The organism is Actinocorallia libanotica, assembly GCF_039525175.1.
GTDB lineage: Bacteria > Actinomycetota > Actinomycetes > Streptosporangiales > Streptosporangiaceae > Actinocorallia > Actinocorallia libanotica.
Map to the genome: position 1 here is coordinate 165,017 of NZ_BAAAHH010000007.1, position 15,703 is coordinate 180,719.

A 15,703-nucleotide genomic window follows, 5' to 3' on the forward strand; every position below is an offset into this window, starting at 1 on the left:
GTCCCGTCAGTACGCGAAGGTGAGCTGGGGTTCGTCGTCGGCGCCCGTGTCCAGGGGCGAGGGGTCCTCGGGCGGGTCCTTCTTGGCGAACTTGAGCATGAGGCCGAGTTCGACGACGGCGAGGATCCCGTAGAGGGCGGTGAAGACCAGCAGCGAGGTCAGGACGGTGCCGCCGGGCACCTCGGGCGACACGCCCGCCTCGGTCTTCAGCAGGCCGAACACCAGCCAGGGCTGGCGGCCCATCTCGGTGAAGATCCAGCCCGCGGAGTTGGCGACGAAGGGCAGCGCCGCCGACCAGATGGCGGCCTTCCAGATCCACGGCTTGTCCGGCGTCCTGCCCCGGCGGGTGAGCCAGAGGCCGAGCACCGCGATCAGCGCCATCGCCGTGCCGGCGCCGACCATGATCCGGAATCCCCAGTAGGTGATCGGGATGTAGGGGCGGTAGTCGCCGGGCCCGTACTTCTCCTCGTACTCGGCCTGGAGGTCGTTGATGCCGTGGACCTCCCCGTCGAAGGAGCCGGTGCCCAGGAAGGACAGCAGGTAGGGCACCTCCAGGGAGAAGGTCGGCTTCTGCCCGTCCAGGGTGCCGATGGTGAACAGGGAGAACGAGGCGGGCGCGGAGGTCTCGTACAGCGCCTCGGCCGCCGCCATCTTCATCGGCTGGGTCTCGGTCATGACCTTGCCGAGCATGTCGCCGGAGGCGAAGAAGCCGACCGCGCCGATGAGCGTGGCGACCAGGCCGAGCCGCAGCGAGGAGAACATGACGTCCTTGTTGCGGCGGCGGGACAGGTGCCAGGCCGAGACCGCGACCATGAGCAGGCCGCCGGTGACCCAGCAGCCGAAGATCGTGTGCGGGAAGGTCCACTTGAGCACGTCGTTGGTGAGGACGGCGGTGAAGCTCTCCAGCTCGGCGCGGCCGGCCTCGGCGTTGTAGGTGTAGCCGACCGGGTTCTGCATCCAGGAGTTGGCGGCCAGGATGAAGTAGGCCGAGAGCATGGTGCCGATCGCCACGAGCCAGATGCTCAGCAGGTGCAGCCGCTTGGGGATGCGGTCCCAGCCGAAGATCCACAGGCCCAGGAAGGTGGACTCCAGGAAGAAGGCGAGCAGCGCCTCGATCGCCAGCGGAGCACCGAAGATGTCGCCCACGAAACGCGAATAGTCGCTCCAGTTCATGCCGAACTGGAATTCCTGCACGATTCCCGTGACGAGGCCGAGCGCGAAGTTGATGGTGAAGAGCTTTCCCCAGAACTTCGCGGCCTTTTTGTACTTCTCCTTACCGGTCCGGTGCCAGGCCGTCTGCAGCACTGCTACCAGCAGGGACAGCCCGATGGTGACGGGGACGAACAGAAAATGGTAAACCGTCGTCACGCCGAACTGAAGGCGCGCGAGCAACAGCTCGTCCACTCCTCCTCCTCAGGGGGGGACAAAAGTTGTTCGACCAGCTTTTGCTCGAACAGTAACCCCGCCTTCGCGGACCCGTGCACCACCCCCTGTAACCGTCCTCACACCGCCGGAGACGCCCTGGCGGGCCGCCCGATAGGCTGGCCTCATGACGAGGTGGAACGCCCCCGTGGCGTCGGGGCCGCTCAAGGCCGTGGTGGAACTGCCCGGCTCCAAGTCGATGACCAACCGCGCGCTGATCCTCGCCGCGCAGGCCGCGGAGCCGAGCGTGCTGCGGGGCGCGCTGCGCAGCCGCGACACCCTGCTCATGGCCGCCGCGCTGCGGGCGCTGGGCGTCGGGGTGGACGACGAGGGCACCGACTGGCGGGTGACGCCCGCCCCGCCCTCGGCCCCCGCCGCGGTCGACTGCGGCCTGTCGGGCAACGTCATGCGCTTCGTGCCCCCGCTGGCGGCCCGCGCCGCCGGGCCGGTGTCCTTCGACGGCGACCCGCACGCCCGCGTCCGGCCGATGGGCCCGCTGCTGGAGGCGCTGCGCGCCCTCGGCGTCGCCGTCGCGGACGGCCGTCGCGGCCTGCTGCCCTTCACCCTCGCCGGCACCGGCGCGGTCGAGGGCGGCCGGGTGACGATCGACGCGTCCGGCTCCTCCCAGCTGGTCTCCGGGCTGCTGCTGAGCGCGCCCGGTTACGCCCGCGGCATCGAGGTGCGGCACGAGGGCCCCCCCGTGCCCTCCGCCCCGCACCTGGAGATGACGGTGCGGATGCTGCGCGACGCGGGCGCCGAGGTCGAGACCGGCGACGACGTCTGGCGGGTCGCTCCGGGCCCGCTGCGCGGCGGCGAGTACGTGATCGAGCCCGACCTGTCGAACGCCGCCCAGTTCCTGGCGGCCGCGGTGGTCACCGGGGGGTCGGTGACCGTGCGCAACTGGCCTTCGGCCACCGTCCAGCCCGGCGACCGGCTGCGCGAGCTGCTGCCCCTCATGGGCGGCGAGGCCGAGCTGTCCGGCGGCGACCTGACCGTGCGCGGCACCGGGCGCATCCGCGGCATCGACGCCGACCTGTCGGACGCGCCGGAGGTCGCCCAGGTGCTGGCGATGGTGGCGGCGCTGGCCGACGGCCCGTCCCGGTTCACCGGCATCGCCCACATCCGCGGGCACGAGACCGACCGGCTCGCCGCGCTGGTGGCCGAGATCACCCGGCTCGGCGGCGACGCCGAGGAGCTGCCCGACGGGCTGGTGATCCGCCCCCGGCCGCTGCACGGCGGCGTCTTCCACACCTACGACGACCACCGGATGGTGATGGCCGCGGCCACCCTGGGGCTGGCCGTGCCCGGCGTCGAGGTGGAAAACCCCGGCACGGTGGGCAAGACCCTCCCGGAGTTCCTCGACCTCTGGACGAACATGCTGGAGCAGTGACATAGCACGCGACTGGAAACACCTCGATGAGGACGACGTCCGGGTGCGGCCCGGACGCGGCTCACGTCCGCGCACCCGCCAGCGGCCCGCCCACGAGGACGCCGTCACCGGGCTGGTCGTCGCCGTCGACCGCGGCCGCTACCGGTGCCTGGTGCGCCAGAGCCGCCGCAGGCAGGTGGCCGTCACCGCCATGCGCGCCCGCGAGCTGGGCCGCAAGGGCGTGGTGGTCGGCGACACCGTGGCCCTGGTCGGCGACGTCTCCGGGCAGCCCGACGCGCTCGCCCGGGTGGTCCGGGTGGAGCCGCGCACGTCCATCCTGCGGCGCACCGCCGACGACACCGACGACGTCGAGCGCGTCATCGTCGCCAACGCCGGGCGGCTGGTGGTGGTCACCGCGCTGGCCGACCCCGAGCCTCGGGTGGGGATGATCGACCGCTGCCTGGTGGCCGCCCGCGACGCCGGCATGGACGCGCTGCTGTGCCTGACCAAGGCCGACCTGGCCGATCCGGCCGGGCTGCTGGAGATCTACGAGCCGCTCGGCGTTCCGTACACGGTGACCCGGCGCGGCGAGGACCCGGCGGAGCTGCGCGGGCTGCTCCAGGACCGGATGAGCGTGCTGGTCGGGCATTCGGGCGTGGGCAAGTCCACCCTGGTCAACGCGCTGGTGCCGCGGGCCGACCGTGCCGTCGGGCACGTCAACGCGGTCACCGGCCGGGGCCGGCACACCTCCTCCTCGGCGATCGCCCTGGAGCTGCCCGAGGGCGGCTGGATCATCGACACGCCGGGGGTGCGCGGCTTCGGGCTCGCCCACATCCCGCAGGAGGAGCTGATCCTGGGCTTCCCCGAACTGGCCGAGGGCGCCGCGGGCTGTCCGCCGCTGTGCTCCCACCTGGAGGAGGGCTGCGCCCTGGACGCGTGGGTCGCCGCGGGGCACGCGTCGCCGCTGCGGCTGGAGTCCTTCCGCCGCCTGCTGACCAGCCGCGACGAGACGGCCGATCAGTAGCCGGTGCCCAGCTCGCGTTCGAGCCCCTCCACGAACTCGGCCTCCCGCCGGCGCTCCCCGGGCCCGGCGGATCCGCCGACGAAGCCGCACAGGACGGCGGTCACCACGCTGACGATGCCGGTGAGCGGCACCAGCAGGTGGACCGGGTCGGCGCCGTCCACGGGGCCCGGCGCCGTCGCGTGGACGTTCAACGCGAACATTCCGGTGTAGTGCATGCCGCTGACGGCCACGCCCATCACCAGGGCCGCGCCCAGCGTGGAGAGCCACCCCTTGACGCGGGTGGCGAAGAAGAACGCGGCGGTCGCGGCCGCGAGGGCGATCACCACGGACGCCGCGACGAGCAGCGGGTCGTAGGAGGTCTCGGCCCCCACGTTCATCGCGGCCATGCCGGTGTAGTGCATGGCGACCACGCCCGCACCGGCCAGGAGCCCGCCGAGCGGCACGGGCATGCCGAATCCGACGAGGAACAGGCCGGCGCCGACGAAGACCACGGCCAGGAGCGCGCTGAAGAGGGTGAGCGGCACCTCGTAGGCCAGGGACGCGCCCGAGACGCTGAAGCCGAGCATGCCGACGAAGTGCATGACCCAGATCGCCGTGCCGCCCAGGGCGATGGACCCGCCGACCAGCCACCAGATCCGTTCCCGCCGTTCCGCGGCCGCCAGGGCCCGGGTGGTGAAGTGCAGGCCCAGGAACGAGCCCAGGACCGACAGCCCGTAGGCCAGCGCCGGGGTGAGCGGCCCGTAGGTGAAGTGGTGGACTTCGAAGTCGGCGGACATGAAAGATCCTCTTGTTCGGAAACCTCACCATAGTCCCGTATTGACCGATTTTCGGGAAGAGGGCGTTATCTATCTTTCACCGAGCAGCTCCAGCGCTCGGCTCTCCGCCTCGTCCAGCGCCCTGACGTGCTCGGGCGCCAGCTCCGCCACGCACTCGGCGATCGCCTGGGCCACCTCGCTGAACGCGCTCTCCTCCACCCCGCGCAGCGCGGCGCGCACCGCCCTGGCCCGCGCCCCGATCACCGACCACTCCAGCTCCAGCCGCGCCAGCGTCTCCTCGCAGAGCCCGGCCAGCTCCCCCGCCTCCAGGGCCAGCGCCTCGGGGACCGGCCCCCGGCCCGCCCTGCGCACCCGCCCCGCCAGCCGGGAGATCCGCCCGGCCAGGGCCAGCCCCTCCTGGACGGCGGGCAGCGCCTGCTGCACCATCCCGGCGGCCGCGCCGGACAGCTCCCCGGCGCGGTCCAGCAGGGTGCCGCTCGCGCTCTGCGCCGCGGCCGCCGTCCGCGCGCCGACCCGCTCGCCCAGCAGCAGCCGCCGGCGGACCAGCACCGGCAGCAGCTCGGCGGCCAGCCCCTCGCGCAGCAGCGGACGGCCCGCCGCGTGCTCCAGGACGCGGGCCAGGCGCTCACCGACCGTGTCCTCGATCTCGGCCTCGACCTCGGTGAACGCCTGCGCCGCACGGCAGTGCAGCACCTCCACCAGACCCCGCAGCGCCTCGGTCTGGAACGGCGCGTTCAGCAGCGCGAGCTGCTCGCGCAGCCGCTTGGACACGTCGATGGCCTGCTCGGCGAGCGGGACGAGCCGGTCGGCCAGCTCCTCCATCGTCTCGGCGCGGCGCGGGTCGGTCAGCTCCGCCACCCAGTCCGGCAAGAGATAAGGCATCCCCTCATGCTCCCAAGTCCGGTGACCGCGGCGACGGCTCCACGCCGGTGACGGGACCGGCCGGATACAGTAGATTTCCACGTCGTGGCCGATGGATACTCTGATGATCTCCGTCTCGCCCACGTCCTGGCGGACGCGGCCGACGACCTGACCACCCGGCGGTTCCGGGCACTGGACCTGCGGGTGGAGACCAAACCCGACCTCACCCCGGTGAGCGACGCCGACCGCGCCGTGGAGGAGCAGATCCGCGGCACCCTCAAGCGGGCGCGGCCCCGCGACGCGGTGCTCGGCGAGGAGTTCGGCAGCAGCGGCGCGGGCCGCCGCCGCTGGGTGATCGACCCGATCGACGCCACCAAGAACTTCGTCCGCGGCGTGCCGGCCTGGGCCACCCTGATCGCGCTGATGGAGGACGACCGGGTCGTGGTCGGCCTGGTCTCCGCGCCCGCCCTGGGCAAGCGCTGGTGGGCGGCGCGCGAGGGCGGCGCCTGGACCGGGCGCAGCCTCGCCAGGGCCCAGCGCCTGCGGGTCTCGCAGGTCTCCGGGCTGGCCGACGCCTCCTTCTCCTACTCCAGCCTCAGCGGCTGGGAGGAGCAGGGCCGCCTGGAGCCCTTCCTCGACCTCACCCGCGCCTGCTGGCGCACCCGGGCGTTCGGCGACTTCTGGTCGCACATGATGGTCGCCGAGGGCCTGGTGGACATCTCCGCCGAGCCCGAGGTCAGCCTGTGGGACCTGGCGGCCCTGCAGGTGATCGTCGAGGAGGCCGGCGGGCGGTTCACCTCCCTGGCCGGGGAGGCGACGCCCGAGGGCGGCAGCGTGCTGTGCACCAACGGGCTCCTGCACGAGGAGGTCCTGCGTCGGCTCGCCCCCTGACCGGGGCGGGGAACCGGCGGCGCGGCACGCGCGTTCTCAGGGCAGCGTCGAGGAAAGGTGGACCCATGTCCCCGCGCACCAAGATCCTGCTCGCCGGCGGGGCGGCCGCGGTCGTCCTGTGGCTGCTCCTGCCGAACCTGCTCGCCACCCTGGTCATCCTGGGGGTGATCGCCGTCCCGATCGCCGCCTACCTCATGCTCGACCCGTCCCAGCGGCGCCGGGTGCGGGCCCAGGGCCGCAAGCGCCTGGGGCCCTGAGGGCGGCGTGCCCGCTGCGTCGATCTGACACTTCCGGTAAAACCGGTAAAGCTTGCCACAAACACCGATTCGCCGGGACGGCCGCCGGTGAGGATGAGGGCATGTCCGAACGACGAAGCTACCCGCCGGGCGTGCCCTGCTGGGTCGACCTGTCCACCCCGGACACCCAGGGCGCCGCCGGGTTCTACGGCGCGCTGTTCGGCTGGCGCGCCGGTTTCGAGGCCGAGCCCGAGGCCCACGGGTACGGGCTGTTCCATCTGCGCGGCAAGAAGGTCGCCGGGATCGGGCCGGTGTTCCACGAGGACCTTCCGGCGGGCTGGCACAGCTACGTCGCGGTCGCCGACCTCGCCGAGACCCTTCAGAAGGCCTCCGCCGCGGGCGGGCACGTCGCCCTCCCGCAGACCCAGATCACGCACGCCGGGCGGATGGCGGGGCTGCGCGACCGGGAGAACGCCTTCCTCCCGCTGTGGCAGGCCGAGCAGCACCACGGATGCGAGCTGGTCAACGAACCGGGCGCGTTCACCTGGAGCGAGCTCACCACCCGCGACCCCGCCGCGGCGCAGGACTTCTACGCCGCGGTGTTCGGCTGGGCGCCCGGCGGCGACGCCTACTACACCCGCTGGCTGGTCGACGACAAGGCCGTCGGGGGCATGCTGCCCATGCCCATCGACGTCCCCGCCGAGGTCCCCCCGCACTGGGTGGTCTACTTCGCCGTGGACGACGTCGAGCAGGCCGTCGCGAAGGTCAAGGAGCTCGGCGGGGGGCAGATGAGCCCGTTCATCGACAGCCCCGCCGGCCGCCTCGCCGTCGTCAACGATCCCTGGCACGCCGAGTTCGCGGTGATCTCCGGAGTGCAGGAGCACCACTGAACCCGCGCCGGCGACCCCAGCGGTGCCGGTTGGACCCGCACCTGCGGCCGCCGCGGTGCCGGACGGCTACGCGGGCGTGGTCGTCCTGTCCGCTCGCTCCTCCTCGGTCCTGCGCTCCTCGGCGGCCATATGCCTGCCGACCGCGGAGTTGGGGTCGGAGAAGGTGCCGGTACGGCGGATGGTCTGCCAGGCCAGGCGGTTGCCCATGACCGCGGTGACCAGCGACTGGATGACCACGAGGTACATCAGCTGCCGGTAGACGAACTGCTGCAGCGGCAGCGCCCACAGCGGGTGCACCCGCTCGCGGTCCAGGTGCAGGGCGTAGGCCCCGGCCACCGCCTGGAGCAGCACGAACACCAGCCAGGTCACCAGCGACTTGACCGGGTCGCCGAACAGCACGCCGTAGACGGTGTAGATGTCCACGGCGGGCGCGATCAGCGGCAGGAGCACCTGGAAGCCGACCAGGTAGCTCAGGCAGCGGCGGCCGAAGGACTCGCGCAGCGAGGAGCGGTGCTTCCACATCGCCTGGATGGTGCCGTAGCACCAGCGGTACCGCTGCCGCCACAGCTGCTGGAGCGAGGACGGCGCCTCGGTCCAGGCGATGGCGGTCTCCTCGTAGACCACGTGCCAGCCGGAGCGGCTGATGGACATGGTGAGGTCGGTGTCCTCGGCGAGGGTGTCGTCGCTGAGCCCGCCGACGGCGTCCAGGACCTCCTTGCGGAACGCGCCGATCGCGCCGGGGATGGTGGGCATGCACTGCATCAGGTCGAACATGCGCCGGTCGAGGTTGAACCCGATCACGTACTCGATGTGCTGCCAGCGGCCCCAGATGCCGCCGCGGTTGGCGACCTTGGCGTTGCCGCTGATCGCGCCGACCTTGGGGTCGGAGAACTGCTGCACGAGCTTGCGCAGGGTGTCGCGCTGGAAGACGGTGTCGCCGTCCATCATGACGATGATCTCGCCCCGCGCCGCGGCGATGCCGGCGTTGAGCGCCGACGGCTTGCCGCCGTTCTCCTTGTCGATCAGCCGCAGGCCCGGCCCCGTCATCTCCCGGACGATCTCGCTCGTGCGGTCGCTGGAGCCGTCGTTCACGACGATGATCTCCAGCTCGCCCGGATAGTCGTGGTCCTGCAGCGAGCGGAGGGTGGCGGCGATGCCCACCTCCTCGTTGTAGGCCGGGACGATGACCGTCAACGACGGGCTGATCTCCGGCCGGTCGTGCACGCGTTGCTTCATCCGGCGCACATGCACGTGGGCGAAGCCGATGAGCACCACCAGCCGCAGCACGCACGCCACGCCGGCGACGCCGAACAGCAGGGCCAGCGCGTTGACCAGCCAGTTGGCGAAGCCCTGGGTGAAGACCAGCGTCTTGCCGATCATCTGCTCCTGGTCGGAGGCCGGGACCTCCGACCGCGGCAGCTTCAGCGCCTCGGCGAGCGTGGTGAACTCGTAGCCCTTCGGCTGGAGGGTGGTGATGATCTTGTCGACCGCCTGGACCACCTCGGCGCGGTCGCCGCCCGCGTCGTGCAGCATGATGATCGCGCCGCGGCCGCCCTTGGCGGCGTCGACGGCCGACTGGACCATCGTGTCGACGCCGGGGTGCTGCCAGTCCTTGGTGTCGCCGTCGGTGAAGACGACCAGGTAGCCCGAGTCGCCCACGACCTTGGCCGCCTCCCACTGCGCGCCGGTCGTGCCCAGCGGGCTGCCGGAGTAGGGAAGGCGCATCAGCGTGGTCTTGACGCCGGCCGCCCCGGCCAGGGCCCGCTGGGTGAGGTTGAGCTCCAGCCGGATCCGCCAGTCGGGCGCGTCGGCCAGGTCGGCGTGCGTGTAGGTGTGGTTGCCGATCTCGTGGCCCTCGGCCAGGACGCGCTGCACCAGCTCGGGGTGCTTGGCGATGTTGCCGCCGACCATGAAGAAGCTGCCCCGCGCGTCGTGCTTCTTCAGCACGTCCAGGATCTGCGGCGTCCACCGCGGGTCGGGCCCGTCGTCGAAGGTGAGCGCGATGGTCTTGCGCGGCATGTGGACGGACCGGAGGTCGCCGTCCTTGGTGTTGACCACCGGGCCGCCCTGGAGCACCTCGGGCGGGGCCTGACCGGACTCGTCGACCGGTTTGCGCGGCACCTGGCCCACCGCTCCGCTGACATAACCGTTCATCAGCAGGATGCAGCTCAGCAGAAAGCACCCGAAGGCGAGCAGGAACCAGTGCGCGCGGGGATCGCGTTGTTTCATTCCTCGGCGGTCTTCTTCTCCTGGCCCGGCGGAACAGTGGGCGTGGCACCCGGGTCGGTCTCGCCGGACGGCTGGTGCGTCGCCGTGGGGGTGGCGCTGGGAGGCGGCGACGGTGTCTCGGTCGGGGTGGAAGGGGAGGGTGTGGGGCTCTTGGTGATGACGGTGGGACGGGACGTGGCCGTCTTCGTCGGCTTCGGGGTCGGCGTCGAGGTCGGCGACCCCGTCGGGGTGACGGTACCGGACGGGGAGACCACCGGGGGGACATAGACGGGAACGGAGGGCTGCGGCACCGTGGAGGGCACGGCGGTCTTGGGACGGAACTTCGCCTTCTCCCCCGACCGCGCCTTCTTCTCGGGCACCACCCACGTGGTGAGCGGCACCTCTGCCCCCGTCCCCAAGCTCACCCCGAGTGCGATTGCATATCCCGTGATGATGACCCCCAAGATAGCCCCCGCGACCTGGAAGAGCTTGCGGCGTTTGCCGGTGCCGTCCACAAAAACCGGCTGCTCATCAGTCACGCGGGAGAGTTTAGGCTGCTCACGTCGCAAATGCGACGCGAGCCGCCGAAACGTGATACTTCACGAGCGGATGCGCTCATCGTAGGACTTACGTGCACGGGGATCGAACTCGAGAAAGAGCGTATCGAGGCCCAGCCGCCGGTTGAGCAGGTCTTTCACCCGTTGGGGAACGAGCGGCATCGCCCTGATCTGCGGTGACAGCCGGGCCGGGACGACCACCTGCGGGCGCGGCCGGGCGAGCAGGGAGAGGACCGCCGCGGCGATCTCCTCCGGCTCGCAGTTCCGCTGGCCACGGGGGCTGCGCGTGCCGGCGACCAGCTCGGTGTTGGTGAAGGAGGGCAGCACCGCGCCGACGTGCACGCCGTGCCGGCGCACCTCGAGCCGGACCGCCTCGGTGAAGGCGACGACGGCGGCCTTGCTCCCGTTGTAAAGGGCGAGGCCGGGAGTGGGAAGCACGCCGGCCACCGAGGCGACGTTGACGATGTGTCCCCTGCCCGCCGGAACGAACTTCTCGAGCGCGAGCTTGGTGCCGGTCATGACGCCGTGCACGTTGATGTCGAAACAGCGCCGGGCGTCGGCTTCCGACTCCTCCAAAACCGGACCGATAGGCATGATTCCGGCGTTATTGATGAGCACGTCGTAGTCGCCGGATCCGGCCAGGAAATTCTGGAAGGACGCGCGGTCGGTGACGTCGAGCCGCAGCCCCGTCACGCCGAGCTCCGCGGCCGCCGACCGCACCGCCTCCTCGTCGACGTCGCCGATGACGACGGCGGCGCCCTTGTCCCTCAGCGCCTTGGCGGTGGCGAAGCCGATGCCGCGGGCGGCTCCGGTGATGGCGACTCTCACTTGACGCGCTCCAGGGTGTCGGCCCGTCCTGCGGGACGGGCGGGTGGCCGGGTCCGGGACGCGTCCCGACGCGGTCTCCCCGGAACGCGTCCCGGAGGGTAAGTCAATACTTACATCGGCGACCGGTCAAGGGGCGCGGGAAAAGAAATGACCGGGTGGTCTCCCACCCGGTCACCGTGCGGTCCTCCGCCCTCAGGCCAGGACCTGGATGTTCGCCAGCGCGCCCGCCTGCAGCTGCTCGTACATGTAGCGGCGGCGCGGCTTGCCCGAGGAGGTGCGCTCGATCAGGCCGCGCGGGCCCGTCACGATCGTCAGCTCGGCGTCGTCCAGGCGGCGGGCCAGGAAGCGCCGCGCCTCGGCCGTCCAGTCGCCCTCGTCGGCCTCGACGAACAGCGCCACGCCCCGGCTGCCCACGCCCGGCACCGCCACGACGGTGAGCCGGCCCTTGTGCAGGCCGGTGACCTCCGAGAGCTTGGTCTCCAGGTCCTCGACGTACACCGAGCGGCCGCGCACCTTGAGGCTGTCGCCCATCCGGCCCAGCACGAACAGCTGGCCCCGGTGGAAGAAGCCGGCGTCGCCCGTCCAGACCTCGCCGTCGATGAAACGCGTGGACTTGCCCTCGGCTCCGGCGTGGTAGCCGTCGCAGACCGACACGCCGCCGGCCACGACCTCGCCGAGGCAGCCCTCGGGCACCTCCGCGCCGTCCTCGCCGCAGATGCGCACGGGGAGCTCCGCGTCGGGCGTGCCGCAGCCGACCATCCAGCCGGCCTTGTCGTTCAGCGAATCCGGACCGACCAGCCGCTCCTCGGCGATGCGCACCTTCTCCCCGAAGTTCAGCGAGTCGGTCTCCACGCGGACGGCCAGCGGCGAGGAGCTCCCGTCGAACATCGTCACGCACAGGGTCGTCTCGGCCATGCCGTAGGCGGGGCGGAAGACCGTGCGCTCGAAGCCGGTGCCCTCCAGCAGCTGGGCGAAGGCCTCCAGGCCGGCCGGGTCCACCGGCTCGGCGCCCACGATCACGCTGCGCCAGCCCGAGAGGTCCAGGCCCTCGACCTGCTCGCGCTTGAGCCGCCGCGCCATGTAGGAGAAGGCGAACGGCGGGCAGGCCGAGAACTGGGCGACGGTGAAGCGCTCCAGCCAGCGCTTGGGGTCGCGGATCCACTGGTCGGGGCGCATCAGGTGCAGGGTCCCCTGCCGGGTGACCGGGGTGAGGAACGCGCCGATCAGCCCCATGTCGTGGTACAGCGGCAGCCAGGAGTTGACCTCGTCGCCCTCCCGGTAGCCGGTGGCGCGGATGATGAGCTCGGAGTTGGCTTCGAGGTTCTCCCAGGTGACCCGCACGCCGCGCGGCTCGCCGCTGGAACCGGAGGTGAACTGCATCAGCGCCAGCTCCGAGGCGGGCTGGAGCTCGGCCTCGGTCTCGGCCTCCCGCGGCACCCACGGCTCGCCCTCCAGCCCGGCGCGCTCCATGCACTGCGCGGTGAGGTCCTTCAGGTCCGTGCTGGCGATGGTGAGCTTCGGCCTGGCCTGGCGCAGGATCGCCGCGACGTGGTCGACGTACTCCTCGCCGGTCTGGAACAGCGGCGGGGTGATCAGGCAGATCACGCCGCCGGACGCCCACACGCCGAAGTACGTCGAGATCAGGTCGTGGTCGGTGGGGATGATGGCGCAGACCACGTCGCCGGTCCCCACGCCCTCCTCGGCCAGCGCCGCGGCGACCCGCTTGGCCGAGGAGGCGATCTGGTCATAGCTCCGGTAGACCCAGCCGCCCTCCTCGTCGGCCAGGTGCACCCCCCGTTCCGGGTTCGGTTCGTTCAACCAGTCACGGAGCCACGAGGTCATCGAAGGTCCTTCCAACGCCAAAGGGGTGTGTGCGCGACCGCTGCCGCGGGGTCACCGACGGGGTTACCGAACCGTAGGGTAACCATGCGGACCGGGCCGATGTTACTCACGGCGGAGGTAGTTGCCCAGAGTGCTTTTCGTCCGGCCATGACAAGGAACGCAGCGCGGAACCGAGCGCAGGGGCGAGTTCTTCGGGCACGACGCGCTCCACGGCCACGGAATCGCATCCCACCCAGGCGGCCGCCTCCGCCAGCGCCCGCGCCGCGGCCTCCACGTACCGGGGCCCCTCCAGCGAGATCTGGCGGGCCACCAGCGTGCGCCCCTCCCGCGCCGGATCCACCCGGCCCACCAGGCGCCCCCCGGCCAGCAGCGGCATCGCGAAGTAGCCGTGCACGCGCCTGGCCTTGGGCACGTACGCCTCCAGCCGGTGGGTGAAGCCGAAGATCCGCTCGGTGCGCGGCCGGTCCCACACCAGCGAGTCGAACGGCGAGAGCAGCGTGGTGCGGTGCCTGCCGCGCGGCGGGCCCGCCAGCGCCGCCGGGTCGGCCCAGGCCGGACGGCCCCAGCCCGCCACGCGCACCGGCACCAGCCCGGCCGCCTCCACCACCCGGTCGACCTGCGCGGCGCGCAGCCGGTGGTAGTCGGCCAGGTCGGCCCGCGTGGCCACGCCCATCGCCCGGCCCGCCCGCGCCACCAGGGCGGTCAGGCAGGCGTCGTCGTCCGGGTCGGCGGCGTGCAGGTCCGCCGGGACCGCCCGCTCGGCCAGGTCGTACACCCGCTTCCAGCCCCGGCGCTCCACGCAGACCACCTCGCCGACGTCCAGCAGCCACTCGATCGCGATCTTCGTCTCGGACCAGTCCCACCAGGTGCCGCCGGGCACGCTGCTCGCGCCCAGGTCCGACGCCGTCAGCGGGCCCTCCTCGCGCAGCCGCCGCGCCACCAGGGCGCAGGAGCGCTCCTTGTCCTCCATCCGGTGCCAGCGGTGCCCGCGCCGCGCGTACTCCCGGCGCCGGAAGGCGAACAGCGGCCACTCCTCGATCGGCAGGACGCACGCGGCGTGCGACCAGTACTCGAAGGACGTGCCGCGCCCCCAGTACGCCTCCTCCACCGCGGGCCTGCCCACCGCCCCCAGCCGGGCGTAGGGGATGAGCTCGTGCGAACGGGCCAGCACCGAGATCGTGTCGAGCTGCACCGCGCCCAGCGCGCGCAGCACCCCCCGCACCCCCGCCCGCCGGTCGGGCGCGCCGAGCAGGCCCTGGGCCCGCAGCGCGATACGCCGCGCCTCGTCCGCCGACAGCTCCAGCCGCGGCGGTGGAACGTTCTGTTTCTGCTCGTACGGGAGGGAACTCATGCCGGCAGCCTAGGAGCGGCCGCCGACAGAAGCACACGCTCACACCGGCCGGGGTTCGGGCTCCGGGGAGGGCCCCGGGCCGGGCTCCGGCGGCACCGGCTGCGGCTCGGACGGCGGAGGCGGCGCGGGCTGCGGCGCGGGCGGCACCGGGTCGGGCTCCGGCACCGGAGCGGGCATCGGGCTGGGCGGCGGTGGCGGGGCCGGCCTCTCGGGAATCGGCGGAACTGTCATGTTCCGCCCCTTCCCCGGCAGGGCAGGCGGCTAACGGCCCACCGAGACGTGCACGTGGTCGAAGTGGTTCTGGGTGATGCTGCCCCGGTTCCCCATCAGCCGCCAGCACTTGCAGACGCTCTCGTTCCAGATGTGCTGGCGCCAGATGATGTACTTGATCCCCAGCCTGCCGTAGTTGGCGATGATGTAGTTCACGGTGCGGTCGCCCACGGCCATCCACGCCTCGGTCGGCATCCGGCCGCCGGAGCTGAGCATGAAGTCCGAGGCGTTGCCGGTGCCGTGGTCCTGGGGGTCGCCGGGCCGCGCGCAGCCGATCGCCAGGAACGGGCCGAGCAGCGCGTCCACCTCGTTGCGGACCGCCTGCATGTGCGCCGAGCAGCCCGCCGTCCCGCTCAGCGGGGACTTCGCGGTGCCCGCCACCTGCACCGAGCCGGTCGACTGCCGGGGCAGGACGGTGACCTTGGTCTTGGCGGGCAGCAGCTTGGCGAGCCTGCCGCGCAGCTTCTTCAGGTCGGTCTTCGGCGCGCTCACCACGAGCGCGTTGCCGCTGGCCAGGCCGAGCCGCTGGGCCTGCTCGCGGGAGACCACGGCCTCCACCCCCGGGATGCCGATCGGGGCGACCGCGCCGATCCGCACGCTGGCGCCGCGGCCGGTGGCGCCCGCCGCGACCACGGTGCCCAGCTTCGCGCCGGAGAAGGAGATGACCGCGTCGCCGCCCGCGACGTTGCGCCACAGCCCGTCCAGCTTGGCCGTCTGCTTGGGGGCGAGGTTGCGGAACGTCGAGGGGTCCACGCCCAGCAGGCCGATCTGCCTTCCGGCGACCTGGGTGCGCGCCCCGTCCACCACCTCGACCGCCTGGACGCCCTTGAGCTTCCTGACCTCGGCCACCACGTCGGCGGGCAGGGTGGTCGTCCCGGCGGCCAGCAGGTGGGGGGTGTGGCGGCGGCGCAGCGGCGCGACCGTGATGGTGCGGGTCTCCTGGCCCGGGGTGTGCGCCACCTCGTGGGAGATCTGGAGCTCGTCCAGCTCGGCGCCGCGGTCCTGGTGCGCGGCGAGGACCGCGATGTCCACCGAGAGGGTGAGCAGCGCGGCAACGCCGATGGCACCCGGCACCCAGACCCGCATCCGGTTCCCCCTTTCCGCATCGGACAGTCAACTTACACGGCACCGTTTCGGGGGGAAGCGGACGGAACTTGATGATCTATGAGACAGTTGCA

At 72.2% G+C, this 15,703-nt stretch carries 14 protein-coding genes; 5 read left to right on the forward strand and 9 right to left on the reverse strand.

Annotation, left to right across the window (positions count from 1 at the left end):
• Nucleotides 1-6: 6 nt before the first annotated feature.
• Entirely contained in the window at nt 7-1,404 is a 1,398-nt protein-coding gene (locus ABD140_RS11810; RefSeq protein ID WP_344239838.1) for a cytochrome ubiquinol oxidase subunit I, read from the reverse strand.
• Nucleotides 1,405-1,549: 145 nt separating this feature from the next.
• Here ABD140_RS11810 and aroA point away from each other — a divergent pair, with 145 nt between their 5' ends.
• Nucleotides 1,550-2,812 carry a 3-phosphoshikimate 1-carboxyvinyltransferase gene (aroA, locus tag ABD140_RS11815; RefSeq protein ID WP_344239840.1) on the forward strand — a complete coding sequence of 421 codons (1,263 nt, stop codon included), beginning with the start codon at nt 1,550-1,552 and terminating at the stop codon, nt 2,810-2,812.
• A 43-nt stretch (nt 2,813-2,855) separates the two neighbouring features.
• Nucleotides 2,856-3,815: a ribosome small subunit-dependent GTPase A gene (gene rsgA / locus ABD140_RS11820; protein ID WP_344239842.1), complete on the forward strand. Its 960-nt coding sequence runs from the start codon at nt 2,856-2,858 to the stop codon at nt 3,813-3,815.
• Here rsgA and ABD140_RS11825 read toward each other — a convergent pair.
• On the reverse strand, nt 3,809-4,591 hold the full coding sequence (locus ABD140_RS11825) for an MHYT domain-containing protein (protein ID WP_344239844.1): 783 nt from the start codon (nt 4,589-4,591) through the stop codon (nt 3,809-3,811). The two genes, rsgA and ABD140_RS11825, sit on opposite strands and share 7 nt — an antisense overlap.
• Nucleotides 4,592-4,660: 69 nt before the next feature.
• The gene (locus ABD140_RS11830; protein WP_344239846.1) at nt 4,661-5,473 is read right to left on the reverse strand and encodes a hypothetical protein; all 813 of its coding nucleotides are present in this window, start codon (nt 5,471-5,473) and stop codon (nt 4,661-4,663) included.
• 84 nt (nt 5,474-5,557) lie between these two features.
• Here ABD140_RS11830 and hisN point away from each other — a divergent pair, with 84 nt between their 5' ends.
• The 3 genes from hisN (at nt 5,558) to ABD140_RS11845 (ending at nt 7,469) form a co-directional block, all read left to right on the forward strand.
• Entirely contained in the window at nt 5,558-6,343 is a 786-nt protein-coding gene (gene hisN / locus ABD140_RS11835; protein WP_344239848.1) for a histidinol-phosphatase, read from the forward strand.
• A gap of 65 nt (nt 6,344-6,408) precedes the next feature.
• Nucleotides 6,409-6,600 carry a hypothetical protein gene (locus ABD140_RS11840; RefSeq protein WP_344239850.1) on the forward strand — a complete coding sequence of 64 codons (192 nt, stop codon included), beginning with the start codon at nt 6,409-6,411 and terminating at the stop codon, nt 6,598-6,600.
• A gap of 101 nt (nt 6,601-6,701) precedes the next feature.
• Nucleotides 6,702-7,469 carry a VOC family protein gene (locus tag ABD140_RS11845; protein ID WP_344239852.1) on the forward strand — a complete coding sequence of 256 codons (768 nt, stop codon included), beginning with the start codon at nt 6,702-6,704 and terminating at the stop codon, nt 7,467-7,469.
• A gap of 66 nt (nt 7,470-7,535) precedes the next feature.
• Here ABD140_RS11845 and ABD140_RS11850 read toward each other — a convergent pair whose 3' ends face one another.
• From ABD140_RS11850 to ABD140_RS11875, 6 genes are all read right to left on the reverse strand, one after another.
• Nucleotides 7,536-9,698, reverse strand: a complete 2,163-nt coding sequence (locus tag ABD140_RS11850) for a bifunctional polysaccharide deacetylase/glycosyltransferase family 2 protein (RefSeq protein ID WP_344239854.1) — start codon at nt 9,696-9,698, stop codon at nt 7,536-7,538.
• Nucleotides 9,695-10,216 (reverse strand): hypothetical protein, encoded by a 522-nt coding sequence (locus ABD140_RS11855; RefSeq protein WP_344239856.1) that lies wholly within the window; start codon nt 10,214-10,216, stop codon nt 9,695-9,697. Before ABD140_RS11855 ends, ABD140_RS11850 begins: the two co-directional genes overlap by 4 nt.
• A gap of 60 nt (nt 10,217-10,276) precedes the next feature.
• Nucleotides 10,277-11,062, reverse strand: coding sequence for an SDR family oxidoreductase (locus ABD140_RS11860; RefSeq protein ID WP_344239858.1), 786 nt, complete (start codon nt 11,060-11,062; stop codon nt 10,277-10,279).
• Nucleotides 11,063-11,254: 192 nt separating this feature from the next.
• Nucleotides 11,255-12,904 (reverse strand): AMP-binding protein, encoded by a 1,650-nt coding sequence (locus tag ABD140_RS11865; RefSeq protein WP_344239860.1) that lies wholly within the window; start codon nt 12,902-12,904, stop codon nt 11,255-11,257.
• A gap of 106 nt (nt 12,905-13,010) precedes the next feature.
• Nucleotides 13,011-14,255: a winged helix-turn-helix domain-containing protein gene (locus tag ABD140_RS11870; protein WP_344239862.1), complete on the reverse strand. Its 1,245-nt coding sequence runs from the start codon at nt 14,253-14,255 to the stop codon at nt 13,011-13,013.
• A 261-nt stretch (nt 14,256-14,516) separates the two neighbouring features.
• On the reverse strand, nt 14,517-15,611 hold the full coding sequence (locus tag ABD140_RS11875) for a VldE C-terminal domain-containing protein (RefSeq protein ID WP_344239864.1): 1,095 nt from the start codon (nt 15,609-15,611) through the stop codon (nt 14,517-14,519).
• Nucleotides 15,612-15,703: the final 92 nt, after the last annotated feature.